At 71.6% G+C, this 18,450-nt stretch carries 14 protein-coding genes; 5 read left to right on the top strand and 9 right to left on the bottom strand.

Translation table 11 applies throughout. From position 1 onward, the window contains the following. Positions 1-41: 41 nt before the first annotated feature. A complete protein-coding gene (gene lon, locus OG948_RS28305) occupies positions 42-2,459 on the bottom strand; it encodes an endopeptidase La (protein WP_406299145.1) in 2,418 nt (805 codons plus the stop codon). A gap of 460 nt (positions 2,460-2,919) precedes the next feature. Here lon and OG948_RS28300 point away from each other — a divergent pair, with 460 nt between their 5' ends. The 3 genes from OG948_RS28300 to OG948_RS28290 all read left to right on the top strand — a co-directional run bounded on the left by OG948_RS28300 (position 2,920) and on the right by OG948_RS28290 (position 6,520). After that, positions 2,920-4,161 carry an MFS transporter gene (locus OG948_RS28300; RefSeq protein ID WP_406299144.1) on the top strand — a complete coding sequence of 414 codons (1,242 nt, stop codon included), beginning with the start codon at positions 2,920-2,922 and terminating at the stop codon, positions 4,159-4,161. A 189-nt stretch (positions 4,162-4,350) separates the two neighbouring features. After that, positions 4,351-4,956 carry an NADPH-dependent FMN reductase gene (locus OG948_RS28295; protein ID WP_406299143.1) on the top strand — a complete coding sequence of 202 codons (606 nt, stop codon included), beginning with the start codon at positions 4,351-4,353 and terminating at the stop codon, positions 4,954-4,956. A gap of 52 nt (positions 4,957-5,008) precedes the next feature. Next, positions 5,009-6,520, top strand: coding sequence for a DHA2 family efflux MFS transporter permease subunit (locus OG948_RS28290; RefSeq protein ID WP_406299142.1), 1,512 nt, complete (start codon positions 5,009-5,011; stop codon positions 6,518-6,520). Positions 6,521-6,633: 113 nt separating this feature from the next. Here the strand turns inward: OG948_RS28290 and OG948_RS28285 are convergent, their stop codons facing one another. Then, a complete protein-coding gene (locus tag OG948_RS28285; protein WP_406299141.1) occupies positions 6,634-7,380 on the bottom strand; it encodes an HdeD family acid-resistance protein in 747 nt (248 codons plus the stop codon). 119 nt (positions 7,381-7,499) lie between these two features. Continuing rightward, entirely contained in the window at positions 7,500-9,335 is a 1,836-nt protein-coding gene (locus OG948_RS28280; RefSeq protein ID WP_406299140.1) for an AMP-binding protein, read from the bottom strand. Between the two features lie 252 nt (positions 9,336-9,587). Between OG948_RS28280 and OG948_RS28275 the strand changes: the two genes are divergently transcribed. Together OG948_RS28275 and OG948_RS28270 are read left to right on the top strand one after the other, a co-directional pair. Then, the gene (locus OG948_RS28275; RefSeq protein ID WP_406299139.1) at positions 9,588-10,829 is read left to right on the top strand and encodes an acyl-CoA dehydrogenase family protein; all 1,242 of its coding nucleotides are present in this window, start codon (positions 9,588-9,590) and stop codon (positions 10,827-10,829) included. Continuing rightward, complete coding sequence (locus OG948_RS28270) at positions 10,826-11,971, top strand: acyl-CoA dehydrogenase family protein (protein ID WP_406299138.1); 1,146 nt, start codon at positions 10,826-10,828, stop codon at positions 11,969-11,971. The genes OG948_RS28275 and OG948_RS28270 overlap by 4 nt, the downstream gene beginning before the upstream one ends. Positions 11,972-12,042: 71 nt before the next feature. Here the strand turns inward: OG948_RS28270 and OG948_RS28265 are convergent, their stop codons facing one another. The 6 genes from OG948_RS28265 to OG948_RS28240 all read right to left on the bottom strand — a co-directional run bounded on the left by OG948_RS28265 (position 12,043) and on the right by OG948_RS28240 (position 18,404). Beyond that, positions 12,043-12,186 carry a hypothetical protein gene (locus OG948_RS28265; protein ID WP_395859536.1) on the bottom strand — a complete coding sequence of 48 codons (144 nt, stop codon included), beginning with the start codon at positions 12,184-12,186 and terminating at the stop codon, positions 12,043-12,045. A 98-nt stretch (positions 12,187-12,284) separates the two neighbouring features. Continuing rightward, a complete protein-coding gene (locus tag OG948_RS28260; RefSeq protein WP_406299137.1) occupies positions 12,285-12,809 on the bottom strand; it encodes a hypothetical protein in 525 nt (174 codons plus the stop codon). Positions 12,810-12,868: 59 nt separating this feature from the next. Beyond that, positions 12,869-13,612: an ABC transporter ATP-binding protein gene (locus OG948_RS28255; RefSeq protein WP_406299136.1), complete on the bottom strand. Its 744-nt coding sequence runs from the start codon at positions 13,610-13,612 to the stop codon at positions 12,869-12,871. Further along, the gene (locus OG948_RS28250; RefSeq protein WP_406299135.1) at positions 13,609-14,370 is read right to left on the bottom strand and encodes an ABC transporter ATP-binding protein; all 762 of its coding nucleotides are present in this window, start codon (positions 14,368-14,370) and stop codon (positions 13,609-13,611) included. Before OG948_RS28250 ends, OG948_RS28255 begins: the two co-directional genes overlap by 4 nt. After that, positions 14,360-16,588, bottom strand: coding sequence for an ABC transporter permease subunit (locus OG948_RS28245; RefSeq protein ID WP_406299134.1), 2,229 nt, complete (start codon positions 16,586-16,588; stop codon positions 14,360-14,362). Before OG948_RS28245 ends, OG948_RS28250 begins: the two co-directional genes overlap by 11 nt. A 259-nt stretch (positions 16,589-16,847) precedes the next feature. Further along, on the bottom strand, positions 16,848-18,404 hold the full coding sequence (locus OG948_RS28240) for an ABC transporter substrate-binding protein (protein ID WP_406299133.1): 1,557 nt from the start codon (positions 18,402-18,404) through the stop codon (positions 16,848-16,850). Positions 18,405-18,450 lie beyond the last annotated feature (46 nt).

Here is an 18,450-nt window from a genome sequence, read left to right as displayed (position 1 = left end):
GAAGGCGACTCGCGCGGCATGTTCTCGCAGGCCCCGCAGGGTCAGGCGGCGATGGTGTGCTTGGCGTTGGCCGGCTCCAAAGCCAGTTCCAGCACCTCGCGCACGTCGGCGACCGCGTGCACGGTGAGCCGGCTCAGGATCTCCTCGGGCACGTCGTCCAGGTCGGCCTCGTTGCGCTTGGGGATCAGCACGGTGGTCACACCGGCCCGCTCCGCGGCGAGCAGCTTCTGCTTCACGCCGCCGATCGGCAGGACCCGGCCGGTGAGCGAGACCTCGCCGGTCATCGCCACGTCCGAGCGGACCGGCCGCCCGGTGAGCAGCGACACCAGCGCGGTGGTCATCGTGACACCGGCGCTCGGGCCGTCCTTGGGGACCGCTCCGGCCGGGACGTGGATGTGCACGCCTCGGTCCTTGAGGTCGCCCACCGGCACCTCCAGCTCCGCCCCGCGCGAGCGCAGGTAGGACAGCGCGATCTGCGCCGACTCCTTCATCACGTCGCCGAGTTGGCCGGTCAGGGTCAGTCCCGTACCGCCCGTCTCCGCGTCCGCGAGCGACGCCTCGATGTAGAGCACGTCGCCGCCCGCGCCGGTGACCGCGAGCCCGGTGGCCACGCCCGGCACCGCGGTGCGCTGCTCGGCCTTGCTCAGCAGCGACTCCGGGGTGTGCCGGGGCCGGCCGAGGTAGTCGCGCAGGTCGCCGGCGTCCACCGCGATCGGCAGCGGGTGCGCGTCGGCGTCCAGCGCCTGTCGAGCCGCGACCTTGCGCAGCACGCGGGCGATCGAGCGCTCCAGGGTGCGCACGCCCGCCTCCCGGGTGTACTCGCCCGCCAGCAGCCGCAGCGCGTCCTCGGTGAAGGACACCTCGGTGTCGTCCAGACCCGCCTTGTCCAACTGACGCTTGATCAGGTGGTCCCGGGCGATGACGACCTTCTCGTCCTCGGTGTAGCCGTCGAGCCGGACCAGTTCCATCCGGTCGAGCAGCGGCTCGGGGATCGTCTCCAGAACGTTGGCCGTGGCCAGGAACACCACGTCGGAGAGGTCGAGTTCGACCTCGAGGTAGTGGTCGCGGAAGGTGTGGTTCTGGGCCGGGTCGAGCACCTCCAGCAGGGCCGCGGTCGGGTCGCCGCGGTAGTCCGAGCCGACCTTGTCGATCTCGTCGAGCAGGACGACGGGGTTCATACTGCCCGCCTCCTTGATCGCCCGGACGATGCGACCGGGCAGGGCGCCGACGTAGGTGCGCCGGTGGCCGCGGACCTCGGCCTCGTCGCGCACGCCGCCGAGCGCGACCCGGACGAACGAGCGACCCATCGCGCGGGCCACCGACTCGCCCAGCGAGGTCTTGCCGACACCGGGCGGACCGACCAGGGCCAGTACCGCGCCGGACCGCCGGCCGCCGACCACGCCCAGCCCGCGCTCCTCGCGGCGCTTGCGCACCGCGAGGTACTCGACGATGCGCTCCTTGACGTCCACCAGGCCGGAGTGGTCCGCGTCCAGGATCGCACGCGCCTCGGCGATGTCGTACGCGTCCTCGCTGCGCTCGTTCCACGGCATTTCCAGCACGGTGTCCAGCCAGGTGCGGATCCAGCCGCCCTCGGGCGACGCGTCGGAGGCGTGCTCCAGCTTGTCGACCTCCTTGAGCGCGGCGGCCAGCACCTTCTCCGGCAGGTTCGCCGCCTCGACCCGGGCGCGGTAGTCCTCCTCCTCGCTGTCCGGGGTGCCGTTGAGCTCGTTGAGCTCCTTGCGCACCGCGGCGAGCTGCTGCTTGAGCAGGAACTCGCGCTGCTGCTTGTCCATGCCCTCCTGGACGTCCTTGCGGATCGTCTCGGCCACATCCAGCTCGGCGAGGTGGTCCCGGGTCCAGCCGACGACCTTGGTCAGCCGCTCCTGGACGTCGACGGTCTGCAGGACCTCGATCTTCTGCTGAAGCGTCAGGTACGGGGCGTAGCCGGAGTTGTCCGCCAGGTCGCTCGGGTCCTCCAGCGCCTGTACGTGGTCGACCACCTGCCACGCGCCGCGCTTGCCCAGCACGGTGGTGACCAGGGCCTTGTACTCGCGGGCCAGCTCGTGGGTGTGCTCGTCCGCCTCGACGTCCGCCACCCGGGTCGCCTCGACCCACAGCGCCGCGCCGGGGCCGGTGGTTCCGGTACCGATCCGCACCCGGCTCTCGCCGCGCACCACCACGACCGACTCACCCCCGGGCAGCCGGCCGACCTGCTCGATCACCCCGAGCGTGCCCACCGCGGGGTATTGCCCGTCGTCACGCGGAACAAGCAGCACCCGCGCCTTGCTCTCACTACGGATGCCGGGTCCGGCGGACCGCCCCGCGGCGGCCCGCGCGGCATCCACGGCGGCACGGGTCTCCGCGTCATCGAGTTCGAGCGGGACCACCATGCCGGGGAGGACGACCACGTCGTCCAGCGGAAGAACCGGCAGGGTCAGGGTCCCGATGGTCTCGCTCATGTCATGCCCCTCAGGTAGCCACAGTCGAAAAAGTTGCGCTGCACTGACTCAAGAAACAAGAGCCCCTCTTTGTTCCCCCACCCTCCCGATCCCTGTTCGCCCACAGCGAAGCCCTTCGACCGGAGGCCGGGAGGCGGGAGGCCGGGGCCGGGGCCGGGAGGCGGGGGTCGGGGGTCGGGAGGTCGGGAGGTCGGGGGTCGGGAGGTCGGGAGGTCGGGGGTCGGGAGGTCGGGGGTCGGGGGTCGGGGGTCGGGGGTCGGGAGGTCGGGAGGTCGGGAGGTCGGGAGGTCGGGAGGTCGGGAGGTCGGGAGGTCGGGAGGTCGGGGGGCGCCGGGCTCGTGACGTCGAGGGCGGGATGACGTTGAGGGCGGGATACCGCCAGACCCGGGGCGGCGGGGGCGGTTGTACTGGGACTCCCCGTTGTCGGGGTCCCCTCCCCCGCCCTGCCGAAAGGGACGTCATGTCCGTCATTGCCGGAGCCGACTCGCACACCGCCGACGCACCCGGATCGCACGCGGCGGAGCCGCGCCGGTACTGGCCGGGCGTGGTGTGTCTGTCGGTCGGGATCTTCGCGATCGTGACGACCGAGATTCTGCCGATCGGGTTGTTGACGCCGATCGGGGACGACTTCGACGTCTCGGACGGCACGGCGGGGTGGTTGATGGTCGTACCGGGCCTGTTGGCGGCGGTCTGCGCGCCGGTGGTGACGGTGTCCACCGGGCGGCTGGATCGGCGCACGATGTTGGTCGCGCTGATCGTGCTGTTGGCGGCGGCGAATTTCCTCGCGGCCATCGCGCCCGCGTTCTGGGTGGTGTTGGTGGCGCGGGCGCTGGTGGGGGTCACCATCGGCGGGTTCTGGTCGATCGGGGCCGGACTGGCGCCTCGGTTGGTGCGCACGGAGCGGGTGGGTACGGCAACCGCCGTGATCTTCGCGGCCGTTCCGGCCGGCTCCGTGTTGGGCCTGCCGGCCGGTACGCAGCTCGGCGAACACATCGGCTGGCGCGCCTCGTTCGTGGTCATGGGCGTGCTCGCGCTGGGCGTGGCGATCGCGCTCGCCGTGCTGTTGCCGCCGCTGCCCGCGCTCGAGGTCACCCGGGCCCGGGTGTTGCGCGCTCTGCTGCGCGGCACCGGCATCCGGATCGGCCTCGCCGCGACCTGCCTGATCGTGATCGCGCACTTCGGCGCCTACACGTACGTGACGCCGTTCCTGGAGCAGGTCACCCGGGTGGACCGGGAGCTGATCGGCGTCTATCTGCTGGCCTTCGGCGTGGCCGGCATCATCGGCAACTTCGTCGCCGGCGTGACGATGGTCCGCGACCTGCGCGCGACATTCGTCACGTGCGCGGCGCTGATCGCCGTCGCCACGCTGCTGTTCCCACTCCTCGGCCGCCGGGACGCGGGCGCGATCGGCCTACTCGTGGTGTGGGGCCTGGCCTACGGCGCCGTCCCGGCCTGCTCGCAGACCTGGTTCGCCCGCTCCGCGCCGCACGCCCAAGAAGCCGCCACGGTCGTGTTCACGTCGTCGTTCCAGCTCACCCTGGCCAGCGGCGCGCTCGCCGGCGGCGCCGTCGTCGACGCCTCCTCCCCCTCGACGGTCATGGTGTGCGCCGGTGCCGTGGCCCTGGCCACGATCGCCGTCCTGACCACCCTCGGCGGCCCGGACGAGGCGTCCCCGACGGCGACGGACTCGAAGCGCGCCTGAACGATTTCCCCTCGGCACCGGCAACCCCCGGGCCGGGTCCGGGTGACGACTCGGGAAGAGAAGTGCGGAGCCGGGCTTGACCTGAAGTCGACTTGAACTTCTAACGTCTTCACCAGGCGCTCGGACGGAACCGATTCCGGGCCCGCACAGGACTCGTTCGCACTTCTCTTCATCTTCTTGGGGGATCCCATGAGCACCGACACGCAGACCACCACCGCCCCGAGCACCTTCCGACTGGCCGTCATCGTCGGGAGCACCCGCGAGGGTCGCTTCGCTCCGGTCGTGTCCACCTGGTTCGCCGCCAAGGCCGAGCAGCACGGGGACTTCGAGGTGGACATCATCGACCTGGCGCACGACCGGCTGCCGGACGTGTGGGCCCCGATGGGCAGCGAACCCGCCGCCGTGGTCACCGCGGTCGGTGCCCGGCTCGACGCCGCCGACGCGTTCGTGGTGGTCACGCCCGAGTACAACCACAGCTTCCCGGCCGGGTTGAAGAACATGATCGACCTGTTCCGCGGCGAGTGGCAGGGCAAGCCGGTCGGCTTCGTGTCCTACGGCGGCATCTCCGGCGGCCTGCGCGCCGTCGAGCAACTGCGCCTGGTCTTCGCCGAGCAGCACATGGTCACCACCCGGGACGGCCTGGCGTTCCCGATGGCCTGGGAGAAGTTCGACGCGGACGGGCAGCCGGTCGACGTCGCGGGCACCGACGCCGCGGCCAAGGTGATGCTCGATCAGCTCGCGTGGTGGACCGACGCCTCCCGGTCGATGCGCGCGCGTCGCCCGTACGGCGTCTGAGAACCGTCCGGGAAGCCGCCGCCATTTCCCCGCCGAACGCCAGGAGCCCGTGATGGCAACCACCACCGCCCCGACCGCGAGTGCGCCCGCGGCCGACGTCCCCACCCCTTCCCGAAGCATCGCGGCGATCGCCCTCGTGGTCGTCCTCGGCTCGGTGATGTCCGTACTCGACGTCACCGTCGTCAACGTCGCGCTCAACCACCTCGCGCAGGACTTCGACGCCCCGCTCGCCACCATCCAATGGGTGGCGACGGGATACACACTGGCCCTGGCCACGGTCATCCCGGTGGCCGCGTGGGCGATGGGCCGGTTCGGCACCAAACGCCTGTACATGTTCTCGATCGGCACCTTCGCGGCCGGATCCGTGCTGGCCGGACTGGCCTGGTCGGCCGAGTCGCTGATCGCCTTCCGGGTCCTCCAAGGGCTCGGCGGCGGCCTGATCATGCCGGTCGGGATGACCATCCTGGCCCGGGCCTCGGATCCCGGCCGAATGGGCCGCACGATGGCCATCCTGGGCATCCCGGTCCTGATCGGCCCGCTCGCCGGCCCGATCCTGGGCGGCTGGCTCGTGGACGACGTGTCGTGGCGCTGGATCTTCTTCATCAACGTGCCGATCGGCGCGATCGCCCTGGGGCTGGCCGCCAGGGTCTTCCCGCGGGACACCCCGCAGCCGACCAAGCCGCTGGACGTACCCGGGCTGCTGATGCTCTCCCCCGGTCTGGCGCTGCTCATCTACGGCCTGGCCACCGGCGGCGACAAGGGCGACTTCGGCTCCACCGGGGCACTGGTGCCGGCCGTGCTCGGCGCGCTCCTGGTGGTCGGCTTCGTGGTCCGGGCCCTGCGGATCGAGCACGCGCTGATCGACCTGCGACTGTTCCGCAGTCGCCCGTTCGTCGCCGCCGCGGGCACCATGGTGCTGTTCGTCTGCGCGTACTTCGGCTCGATGATGCTGGCCCCGCTGTACTACCAACTGGTGCGCGGCGAGAGCGCCACCGTCTCCGGCCTGTTGGGCGCACCGCAGGCGCTGGCCACCGCGCTGTCGATGCAGGTCGCCAGCAGGCTCAGTGACCGGGTCGCGCCGGGACGGATCGTGCTGGTGGGGATCGTGGTCGCCGCCTCCGGGTTCCTCGCCTTCACCACGCAGGTCGCCGCGGACACCCCCTACTGGGTGCTGATGTCCTGCCTGTCGGTGATGGGCGTCGGGGTCGGCATGACGCTGATGCCGACCACCGCCTCCGCGCTGCGCGCCATGTCGCACGAGCAGGTCGCGGTCGCCGGTACCACCTTGACCATCATCCAGCAGGTCTCGGCCGCGGTCGGCGGAGCGCTGATGTCGGTGCTGCTGGCCGGCGCGATGCGGGACGGCCTGCCCGCCGGGCAGGGGGCCGGTGGGCTCGGCGAGTTGCACTCGTTGTCGCCGGCGGTGATCACCGAGATCGGGCCGCGGTTGGCGGACGCCTTCCAGGGGACGTACTGGTGGGCCGTGAGCTTCATGGCACTGGCGTTCCTGCCGGCGCTGCTGATGAGCCGGCGCGCGCCCGCGGCGCACGTCGAGGCGAAGTAGGTCCGTCCGCCGCTTCGCCGGTCACCGACGCACCATGGGCCCCTGCCGGGGCCGGACGCCCTCGAACGCCGGACGGGCTGGAACAGCCCGTCCGGCGTTCGAGGGCGTCCGGCCTACACCTCGTCGTCGCGTCGTTTCGTCATCGTGTCCGGGCCCTTGAAGGTGCCTTCCCTGGTGCCGTCCTGTTCGGCCTTCCACTCGGCGGAGGCCGGGTCGCGGGAGACCTCGTCCGCCGCGGGCGACCCCGCCTCCGGGACCTCCGCCTCGCGGACCATGCCGACGATCCGACGGCCCGTCAGGCCCAGGCTGACCAGGCTCAGTCCGTCGAAGAGCAGGGCCAGCGAGATGAACGTACCGATCGCGTAGCGGCTGCTGCTCGGCCATTCGGCCAGCACCAGCAGGCCCAGGACCAGGTCGACCACGCCGACCAGGACGGTCCAGATCATCTTGGCGGACATGCTCGCGACGCCGCCCACGATCCGGAACATGCCCGCGCCCAGCAACAACAGGGCCACGAACAGGGTGAGCGCCTCGGCCGCCACCTCGGGCCGGCGCAACAACACCACGCCCGCCGCGATGTTGAGCGCGGAGACCGCGACCACGAGCCAGAACGCGTTCTCCTTGCGCGCCTGGATGGCCTGTACGAACCCGACCACGCCGCCGATCAGCAGCAGCCAGCCGAACAACACCATCGTGGTCAGCGTGGCCACGCCCGTGTAGACCAGACCGACGATCCCGCCGAGCACCAACATCGTGCCGAGCACGACCAGCAGGCCGAACCCGAATCCCTTGCCGCTGCGCCGATGCCGCCCCGCGCCGGATTCGGCGGTCGGTCCCGTGACGCCGTTCGTGCTGTCCATGGGTGCCGCTCCTCGGATCTGCCCACGCCCGCAAAGTCGCGCGCGTGTTACGCCTTCCCAATGGAAAGCGACATATCCGTACGATCAGCTATCGGCATGACCCAGCGCGGCGAACGAGGTCAGCGCCGCGTCCCCGGCGGCAACGACGGCGGCAGCGCGGACCGCACCGGGGACAGCGCGGGTGCGAGCGCCGGCCGCGCCGCGGGCATCGGCGCCGCCGCCGGCACCGCGACACCGCGCACCGCCGGGCCCGGACGATCGGCCAGACCCAGGAAGTGCCGGCGCAGCCGATACTTCTCCACCCGCCCGTTCGGCGTCCGCGGCATCCGCGCGACGATCCGCACGTGCTCCGGCCGCATGTACGCGGGCAACGACTGCGCGCACCACGCGCGTAGCTCGTCCGGGTCCAGCGCACGGCCCGGCTCGGGCTCGGCGTACAGGACCACCTCGTCCTCGTCGTCCCGGTCGGCGGGCACCCCGAACACCGCGCCCACCGCGATGTCGGGATGCTGGTTGACCAGGTCCTCGATGTGGTACGCCGACACGTTCTCGCCGCGGATCCGGATCCGGTCCACGACCCGGTCGACGAAGTGCAGCAGCCCGTCCTCCTCGTCGAGCACCGCCGCGTCGCCGGTGTGGAACCACAGGTTGCGGGTGGCCTCCGCGATGCTCAGCGGATCGTCCACGTACTCCTGCACCAACAGGCCCGGCAGGTGCGGGCGGACCGCGAGGTGGCCGACCATGCCGCGCGGCACCGGCCGGTCGTGCTCGTCCAGGATCGCCACCCGGGCGAACGGCAACGGCGCGCCCAGACAACCCTTGCGCACGATCCGCGCCCCGTCGATCACCGGTACGCCCAATCGGGCGCACACCTTCGCGACCGCCGCCGGCGTCAGCCCGCGGCGCAGCGGCGCCGGGGTGACCTCGCTCGGGTCGAGGCCGACCAGGACGGCCGCGATCGGCAGGCCCGTCTCGACCTGCCCGTAGCCGGCCACCACGGTGTCGATCCCGAACCGACGCGCGAACGCGTGGTGGGTCGGCGGCAGCGGCTGCATCAGCACCGTGCTCAGCGGGTTGTTCCGCTCGCCGCGCCGCTCCGGCGCGCCCGCGAGCCAGCCCACCATCGTCTCGGTGAGCACCGCGCCGGTGGCCCCCGCCGAGGCCACGCGACGCCAGAAGTCGACCGGATGGAAACGGTCCCACAGCGACACGCCCGCGCCCGCCCACGCGGCCCGGGCCAGTCCCGCGAACGCGCCCTGGACCGAATGCAGCGGCAGGTCCACGTGCAGCACGTCCTCCGGCGTGGTGAGCCGGCGCAGCAGCAGCGTGTACGAGGCCAGCCAACGGTGCGCCAACAGGGCGGCCTTGGGCCGCCCGGTCACCCCGGCGGTGTGCACGATCATCCCGATGTCGCCCGGGTCGATCGTCACCGCCGGCGGCACCGCGCGAGCCAGGAAGTTGGCGTAGGCGATCTCGGGGTAGCCGTGCGGCGGCCTGGGTCCCACCGCGTCGTGCACGGTCAGCCTCGGCAGCCGGTTCAGATGCGGGCGTACCGTCTCCAGCGTGTGCACCAGCGCGCGTTCGGTGACCACCAGCAGCGGCTGGGTGGCCTCCAGTTGCTCGACCAGCAGGTCGCCGATCGCGTCCGCGTCCAGCGGGCAGTACACCGCGCCGGCCTTCCAGATGCCGAACATCCACAGCGCGGCGGCGTACGCGCTGCGGCAGTGCACCGCCACCCGGTCGCCGCGCCGGATGCCCGCCCGGGCCAGGTTGCCGGCGATCGTGTCGGTGGCCCGCTTGGCCTCGGCGTAGCTCAGATCCAGGCCGTGTTCGCCGTAGTGGATGAAGACCCGCATCGGGGTGCGCACCGACCACTTGTCCAGTGCTTCGGTGACCGACTCCCCGTCCGCGGCGAGTTCGGCGGCGAGACCCGCCTCGAGTTCTTCGGCGGTCATGACTGGTACAGCACCCCCTGCGACGCGCGGCATCCCGGAAGGTCCCGGCTGAAGTCCGTGCGGGTGGCTCGATCACACGGGGAGACGAACATATCGCCTGGGCGCATCGCTTGGGGGCCCGGGCGCGGGCTTCCTACCGGTGAGTTCAACGCCTAGCATCCAGGTGGCCCGGTTGTCGACGGTGCGTCGGTGTCGATGAACAGGGCGTCATGACGACGGACGGAGGCACCGGTTGTGGGAGAGCGGGACGGCGTGAGCGACCGAGAACCGGACGACCCTGCCGGCGGCGGACCGGGTGCCGGTGCCGTCGACGCGGCCCAGGTGCGGCACAGAGTGGCCGAACTGGTCGCGGCACACGATCCGACCACGATGCCCTCGGCCGAGTTCCTGGGCCATCGCTTCGACGCGGGCCTGGCCTGGGTGCACTTCCCGATCGGCTGCGGCGGCCTGGGTGCCTCGCGGGCGTTGCAGCAGGTGCTCGAGAGCGCGTTGACCGCGGCGGGCGCGAAGGCGGCCAGTGGGTACCGCAATCCGATCGGCCTGGGGATGGGCGCGCCGACCATCGTCGCGCACGCAAGCCCCGAATTGCGGGCCCGGTTGTTGCGCCCGCTGTGGACCGGCGAGGAGATCTGGTGCCAGCTCTTCAGCGAACCCGGCGCGGGCTCGGACCTGGCGGGTCTGGCCACCCGGGCGGTTCGCGAGGGTGACGGCGACTGGATCGTCGACGGTCAGAAGGTGTGGACCTCGCTCGCGCACAAGGCGCGCTGGGCGATGCTGCTCGCCCGGACCGATCCGGACCTGCCCAAGCATCAGGGGTTGACCTACTTCTTCCTGGACATGACGTCGCCGGGGGTCGAGGTGCGTCCGCTGCGCCAGGCCACCGGGCAGGCCGAGTTCAACGAGGTGTTCCTGACCGACGTGCGGATCCCGGACGCGCACCGGGCGGGCGAGGTGGGCCAGGGCTGGACGGTGTCGAACACGACGCTGATGAACGAGCGGGTGGCCATCGGCGGCGCGGCGGCCCCGCGCGAGGCGGACGCGATCGGCGCGGTCGCGCGGATGTGGCGGGATCGACCGGAGCTGCGTACGCCCGGGCTGCACGACCGGCTGCTGCGGGCCTGGGTGGAGTGCGAGGTGGCCCGGCTGGGCAACGAGCGCATCCGCCAGCAGTTGGCGGCCGGCGCGCCCGGCCCCGAGGGGTCGGCGGCCAAGATCGCCTACGCCCGGCTGAACCAGGACGTGACCCGGTTGTGGCTGGAGCTGACCGGCGAGGAGGGGCTCGGCTACGACGACTGGGCGATGCGCCGCAGCGAGCTGGGCCAGGCCACGCTCGGTGCGCGCGCGCCGGGCTACTACTACTTGCGGGCGAAGGGCAATTCGATCGAGGGCGGCACGTCCGAGGTGCTGCGCAACGTGATCGCCGACCGGATCCTGGACCTGCCGCGCGAGCCGCGCACGGACACCAGGGTGCCGTGGAAGGAGATGCCGCGGTGAGCGAGTCCGGTATGCCGTCGCTGCTGTACGGCGAGGTCGAGGAGGATCTGCGCGCGACGTTGCGCGAGTTGTTGCGGGACCGCTGCGGGTGGCACGACGTGCTGGCGCGGATCGACACCGACGAGGCGTACGACGACGGGCTGTGGAAGGCGGTCGCGGCCGAGGTGGGCCTGGCCGGGCTGTTGATCCCGGAGGAGTTCGGCGGGGCCGGCGCGGGGCCTCGGGAGGTCGCGGTGGTGCTGGAGGAGTTGGGTCGCGCGGTGGCGCCGGTGCCGTTCCTGGCCAGCGCGGTGCTGGCCGGCTCGGCGCTGCTGGCCTGCCCGGCCGGCGAGGCGCGCGACGGCGCGCTGCGCGTGCTCGCGGACGGCACCCGCACCGGCACGCTCGCGGTGACCGCGAGCACCTGGCCGGGGGCCGCCTTCCCGCTGTCGGTGACCGGTGCGCCGGACGGGCCGGGGTTGTCGCTGACCGGCGCGGTGACCGGGGTGTTGGCCGCGGATCGGGCCGAGTTGTTGGTGGTCCCGGTGATCGTGGCCGGCGAGCCGCACCTGGCCCTGGTGGCGGGCGACGCGGCGAACCTGACCCGGCGCGCGGTGACCTCGCTGGACGCGACCCGCCCGGTGGGCGAGTTGACGTTGGATCAGGTGCACGGCCGGGTGCTGGCCGGGCCCGAGCACGCCGAGGCGGCGTTCGGGCACGCGCTGCGGTACGGCGCGGCGCTGCTGGCGTCGGAGCAACTGGGGGTGGCCGAGCAGGCGTTGGCGGAGGCGGTGGCGTACCTGAAGGTGCGGCACCAGTTCGGCCGGCCGATCGGCTCCTTCCAGGCGTTGCGGCACCGCGCGGCCGATCTGTGGTCGGACATCGCCGCCGCCCGCGCCGCGGCGCGCTACGCGGCGGCGTGTCTGGCCGAGGACTCGGCGGACGCGGCGGTGGCCACCGCGCTGGCCCAGGCGTACTGCGGCGATGTCGCGGTGCGCGCCGCGGAGGAGTGTGTGCAGATGCACGGCGGGATCGGCTTCACCTGGGAGCACCCGGCGCACCTGTACCTCAAGCGGGCGATGGCGTCCTCGCTGCTGCTGGGCACCTCGGACCGGCATCGGGCCACGCTGGGCACGCTGGTGGACCTGCCGCCCGCGATCTGAACGAGCGTCGACCCGGCTGTGGCCGGCCTCCGCACGGAGGCCGGCCACAGCCGGGTCACGAGCGCGCGGCACTAGCTGCGCAGCATCAGGATGATCATCACGACCGCGACCGTCATCAGCACGGCCCACACCACCGTGACCAGCCGGAGGCGCTTTCCGTCCCGGGCGGGGGTGTCGGTCGGACCGGGGTCCGCCGGTTGCGGGTTGTCGCTCATGTCCTCGCTGCCCTCCACGGGTGCTGCGCGCGGCGTCCGTCCCGTTCAGGATGACACCGCGCGCGGCCCGTTGAGGAGTCCTCGCCCCGGAATGTCGCTCAGTGCCCCGCCGGGGTGGCGGGCAGCACCGCCGTGGCGTCCGCGCCCGGCCCCGCGACCGCCGGGGCGGCCTGCGGCATCTGCTGGGCGGCGATCAGCCGGGCCAGCCAGAACCGCAGATACGTGGACAACGAATAGCGGATGAAGAGGGCGAACCCGAGGAGCGAGACCGGGATCGCCGCGAGACCCAACGTGATCGCGTCGTTCTGGGTCAGGATCAGCGTCGTGCCGTGCGACATGAAGTAGGCGCCGATGCCCATGCCGATCCCGAGCACCATGAGACCGACGCCCAGCCACATCAACTGGGTGTCGAGCATGGTCTTGGGCGCGCGCAGTTTGAGGGCACCGACGTCGGCGGTGAACTGCCGGGTCCGATCCTGAGTGGCCGCCGGGATCGCCGCGTGGCGCGGGGCGAACGCCGGTGGTGGTCCGGCCGTCGGCACCCCCTGCGGAACCGTCGGCGGCTCGCCGCCGGGCCTCGCGGGTGCGGGGTGCCCGTCGGCGTTCACGCTGTTCATACTCATATAAGTGCTCACCTCGTGGGTCGCCGTGAGGTTGGTACGTACCCGACGGCCATGTGCGATCAGCCGCCCAGGTACGCGCTGTGCAGGTCGCCGGCGATCTCGTCCGGGGTGCCGACCTGAAGGATCCGGCCACCGCTCATGACCGCGGCGAGGTCGGCGACGGCCAGGGCCGTACGCGCGAACTGCTCGACCAGGAGCACGGTGACACCGGTCTCGGCGATCTTGCCGACCACGTCGTACAACTGATCGACGACGAGGGGCGCGAGGCCCATCGAGAGCTCGTCGAGCAGGATGATGGCCGGGTTGGTGGCGATCGCCCGGGCGACGGCCAGCATCTGCTGTTCGCCGCCCGACATCGTGCCCGCGGCCTGCGTCCGGCGCTCCTTGAGGCGGGGGAAGATCGGGAAGACCTTCTCCTCGATCTCCTTGCGGGAGACCCCTCGGTAGGTCGCCATCCACAGGTTCTCGGACACGGTGAGATTGGGGAAGACGCCGCGGCCTTCCGGGATGCTGCACAGGCCGATCCGGGCCAGGTCCACCGGCGCCGCCCCGGTGACGCACCGCCCGGCGAGGTAGATGTCCCCGCCGGTGGGCTCGTGCAGCCCGGTGATCACCTTGAGCATCGTGGTCTTGCCGGCGCCGTTGGGCCCCAGGACCGCCATCACCTTGCCGGTGGGCACCGCGAGGTCCACCTTGTGCAGCACCTCGACCTGCTCGTACGCGGCGCTGATGCCGCGCAGTTCGAGCAGTGGCGGGATGCCGCGCGGGCCGGCCGGCGGCGCGTCGGCCACGTTCAGCGTCATACGGTCTCCTGCAGGACTTCGGCGGCCTCCGCGGCGTCGGCGGTGCCCAGGTATGCCGCCTGTACGGCGGTGTTGGCGCGGATCTCGTCGCACGTACCGTTGGCGATTTTTTTGCCGAAGTCAAGCACGTGCAGTTCGTCGCAGGTGTTCATCACCAGATCCATGTCGTGCTCGACCAGGAGCACCGCGACCCCGTCGTCGGCGATCTCGCGCAACAACTGTCCGAAGCCTCGGGTCTCCTCGTCGTCCTGGCCGGAGGCGGGCTCGTCCAGGAGCAGGATCTTGGGCCGGGACGCCAGCGAACGCGCGAGCTCGACCACGCGGCCCTGCCCGGTGGGCAGTTGGTCGGCGCGCACATGCGCGATCTCGGTCAGGTTCAGGCGGTGCAGCAGGCGCGCGGAGGTGTCCTGCGGGGTCTCCCGGGTGCCCCGGTGCAACCGGCGGTACTGCGCGGCGGCGACCTGGATGTTCTCCCGGACCGTCAACGAGCCGAACAGCTCCAGGCGTTGGAAGGTACGGGCCATGCCCAGGCGGGCCCGGCGGTAGGGCGCGAGCTTGCTGACGTCGCGCCCGTCCATCCTGACCCGGCCCGACGACGGCGGTTGGAGACCGGTGATCACGTTGAAGATCGTGGTCTTGCCCGCGCCGTTGGGTCCGATCAGGCCGGTGACCTTGCCCTCGTGGGCCCAGATGTTGACGTTGTTCAGGGCGGTGTGGCCGCCGAAGCGGACCGTGACGCCCTCGACCTCAAGCCCCATGACGCGCTCCAGGCAGGGTGGGTGACGGTGTATCGGCCATCGCGACCGTCGGCAGCGAGGGCATCGCGATCAGCTTGTCCAGGGCCTCGATGTCGGCGGCCTCGAACCGGGCGCCGTTCAGGCCCAGTTGCTCGGGCTGCTCGGACAGGCCCGGCGGCAGCTCCTGTTCGGCGCGCGGTGCCTTGAGCATCAGTTCGGCCTTGACCGCGGCGGGGATGCCGATCACCGCGAGCAGGATCCCGACGACGAAGACCCAGTTCCCGATCACGTCGGTGAACCGTAGGACGACCAGCGCCAGTTGCGCTGCGGCGCTTGCCGCGAGGATGACCGGCCGGCGCAGCGCGGGCTCCCATTCCGGGCGAATCTTGGCGGCGATGAAGCCGTTCGGGTTCTTGCCCAGCGCGATGCCGTTGAGGCCGATCAGGATGGTGGTGAGCTGGGCGTAGTCCGGGAAGAGGTTGGTCATCAGCGGGGTGCCCAGGAAGATGCCCGCGAACAGCGCCGCGCCCGGCGAGGTCAGACCGGCGATCACCATCAGCATCAGCACCGAAAGCCCGGCGGTGAAGTCGAAGTTGACCGGCGACAGGGTGCCCAGCGCGCCGCCCATGATGCCGCCGCCGACGCCCGCCATCGCGGCGGACAGGCCGAAGACGGTGAGCGTGGTCAGCTTGTGGTTCATCCCGATCGTCGCGCACGCCGCCGGACTGTCCTTCATCGCCAGCAGCCTGCGGCCGAACTCGCCGCGCCGGATCCACACCACCACCAGCGAGGACAGCGCGAAGAAGACCGCGCCGAAGATGAAGTAGGCCCGGTCGGAGGAGATGTCGATGCCCGGCCAGTCGAAGCGCTCGAAGTTGAGCGTGCCGCTGTTGAACAGGTCGATCCTGGTGTCGCCCCAGGTGAACGCGGGCAGTTGGAAGATCCAGCGGTCCAGCATGACCGCGAACGCGGCGGTGGCCAGGGCCAGGTAGATCCCGGACAGGCGCAATGCGGGCAGCGCGACCAGCACGCCGATGCCCGCGCAGATCAGCGCGGCCCACAGCAGGCCCAGCGGATTACCGCCGGAGCCCAGGTGCGAGACGCAGATCGCGCCGATGCCCGCGAAGCCCAGTTGGGCCAGCGACATCTTCCCGGCGTAGCCGACCAGCGGGATCACCGACAGGCCGATGATCGCGAAGCCCCACATCTTGGTGCTGGCGAACAGGTCGGCGGCGCCGAGGGTGTTGGCCGCGACCACCGCGCCCGCGATCACCAGGCCGGCGAAGACGAGCGAGCCGGTCCAGGTCGGGCGGTGCGCGATCTCGCGGGTGCGGGAGGAGGCGTGGCCGCGCAGCCGGGAGGTGGGCAGCAGCAGGATCGCCACGAACAGCACCAGCACCGGCATCGAGTCGGTGAGGCCGGACAGGTAGGGGCCCGCGGTGGGGAACCTGGTCTCGGTGAGGTAGCCCTTGCCGTACTCGGTGACCAACCCGATGATCATCGCGCCGACGAAGGTCCACGGCAGGCTCTTGAGCCGGCCGATCACCGCCGCTGCGTAGGCGTTGACGATCAACAGGGTCAGCGGCAGCGCGGCGAAGGAGAGCTTGGGCGCGATCAGGATGCCGGCCACCGCGGCCAGCATGGTGCCGGTCGCCCAGGCCAGCATGCCGGGCACCTCGGGGCGCGAGCCGTTGAGCACCGCGAGGTTGCGGTCGTCGACGGTGGCGCGCATGGCCACGCCCGCGCGGGTCGAGCGCAGCAACACCCACAGGCCGATCGCCACGATCAGCGCCACGGCCAGGGTGATCAGGTCGTGGTAGGACACGCGCGTGCCGCCGATGTCCACGGACTCGCCGGGGAAGAAGTTGACCACGTTGCGCGGGGTCTGCGGATCCCAGATCCACATCACCGCGGCGAGCAGGCTCAGCAGCACCGCGACGGTGACCATCAGGCGCGTCGTCTCCGACGTGCCCTCCAACCGTCGCATGATGGCGAAGTGCAGGAAGACCCCGAACGCGGGGGCCAGGATGCCCAGCACCACGACGATGGACAGCCATACCGGCCAACCCCAGTCGAAGTGCAACTGCCAGTAGGTGAAGGCGGCGAGCGCGCCGGTGACACCGTGGGCGAAGTTGAAGATGCCCGTGGTGGTGTAGGTCAGGGTCAGGCCGCCGGCGGTGATGGCATAGATGCCGCCGGTGACCAGGCCGCTGATGGTGAGGATGATGAACTCGTGCACGCGCCCTCCGTTCGGGCCGGGCCGTGTCGCGGGGCGATCGGTCTCGGAGACTGGTGCGGCACGGCTCCTGACAGGTCGTCAGGGCCGCTGGGCCGCCCTCCCGCCCGGTGCGGGGCGAGAGGGCGACGGGTGTCGCTGGGTCGGACCGACCGGAGTGAGCGGCCGACGGGTGTAGCGGTGGTGCGGGTCGTGCGGTTGCCGGGTGATGCGGTGTAGCGGGTGGTGCCGTGGTGCGATGTCGCTCGGGTGTGCGGGCGACTCAGGCGTTCTCCTCCGGCGGCGCGGCCGGCGGCGGTTCGCCCGAGTCGGCGGGCGGCGGGCTGCCCCCACCGGAAGTCTCCGCGGGTGGCGGCGTACCGGCTCCCGGAGTGGTCGGCGGTGTCGAGGCCGGCGGCGCGCTCGGCGCACCGGGCGCGACCGCCACCACGTTGGCCGGGTCGCAGTTGAAGAACTCGGCCTTGTTCGGCTTGGTCAGCGCGGCGTCGTACTCGAAGCCCTTTGCGGTCGCCTTGACCATGGTGAAGCAGTCGGCGGCGCGCACGTCCTTGGTCTCCACGATCGGACCGGGCGCGAACAGGCCGCCCGCGTCCCAGTTGGCGCGCTTGCCCTTGTCGAGCACGCACTCCGTGGTGACCTCCGTTCCGCACGCCTTGACCGCGCTCGCCCACAGCAGCCAGGAGTTGATCCCGGACATGTGGAAGAACTCCAGGTCCTTGCTCGGCTCGGCCAGGTGCAGGATCTCCAGCGCCTTCTGCACGGCCGGGTTCTTGTCGCCGAGCGACTGCGGCACGAACGTCGGGTAGATGTAGGTGTCGGGGATCTTGGAGTTCTTGGCGGCGGCGAGGGTGTAGCGGTTGTAGGCCGAGGCGTCACTGACGATGACCTTGGGGTGCCAGTTCATCGCGTCCATCTCGCGGAACATCGACGACGAGTCCACCGCGAGCCACGTGGTGATCAGCATCTCGACCCCGGCGTTCTTCATCTTCTCCAGCGTCGTGCGCCCGGGGGGCGGCATGACGGGGACGTCCTCCTTGTAGACGATCGTGCCGCCGGCCGCCTCCACACCCGCCTTGTAGCGGGCCATCGAGGGCCGCAGCGAGGCCATGTTCTGGCCGAGCAGACCGACCTTGGCCTTGACCTCGGGGTGCGCGGCGAAGACCGCCTTGTACGCGCCCACGACCGTGGTGGACACCGGCAGGCCGACCGCGAGGTCCTGGAGGTCGGCCTTGGCCGATTCCTCGCCGACCACGTAGGCCGGGAAGGCGCCGAGCTTGCACCCGGTACGCGCCTTGACGCCGTCGTTGTCGAACGGGTTGCCGCCGCCGACCACCATGAAGTCGCTCTGGCAGGCCGCCGTCATCACCGTGCCGACGTTGCTGAGCGCGGCGTCGCGCTGGGTCAGCTTGATCGTGCGGCCGTTGATCCCGCCGAGGCCGTTGCACCACTTGGTGAAGCCGTCGGCCATCTCGAAGAACTCTTTGCCCAGGCCCGGTTGCGCGGGCGCACCGGGGTCGCCGGTCACGCTGACCGAGATCTGCTTCTCGGTGACGCCTCGGTCGGCCTTCTTGGTGAGCGGCTTGCCGTCGCCCTTGCCGCAGACGTCCTTGAGCGTGCCGAAGTCACCGGGCGCGCCGGAGCCGACCGGAGCCTTCGGGTTCTGGGATCCCGCGGTGCCGGAGCCCCCCGATCCCGGACCCTTGGCCACCGCGTCGTCACCCGAGCGGCTACAGCCGACCGCCAACAGGAGCGGCACGACCAGCAAGCCGGCCGCCGCTCGGCGGCGCGTCCCACGCCGCCCGGCGGAAGTTGATGCCATCAGCCCTCCCGACACTTCGTTTCCGCGGGCCGGGCCGATGTGCCCG

Source organism: Embleya sp. NBC_00888 (genome assembly GCF_045207655.1).
Lineage (GTDB): Bacteria > Actinomycetota > Actinomycetes > Streptomycetales > Streptomycetaceae > Embleya.
Note: the sequence above shows the minus strand (reverse complement) of the source record. Positions and strands in the feature narration are given on the sequence as shown.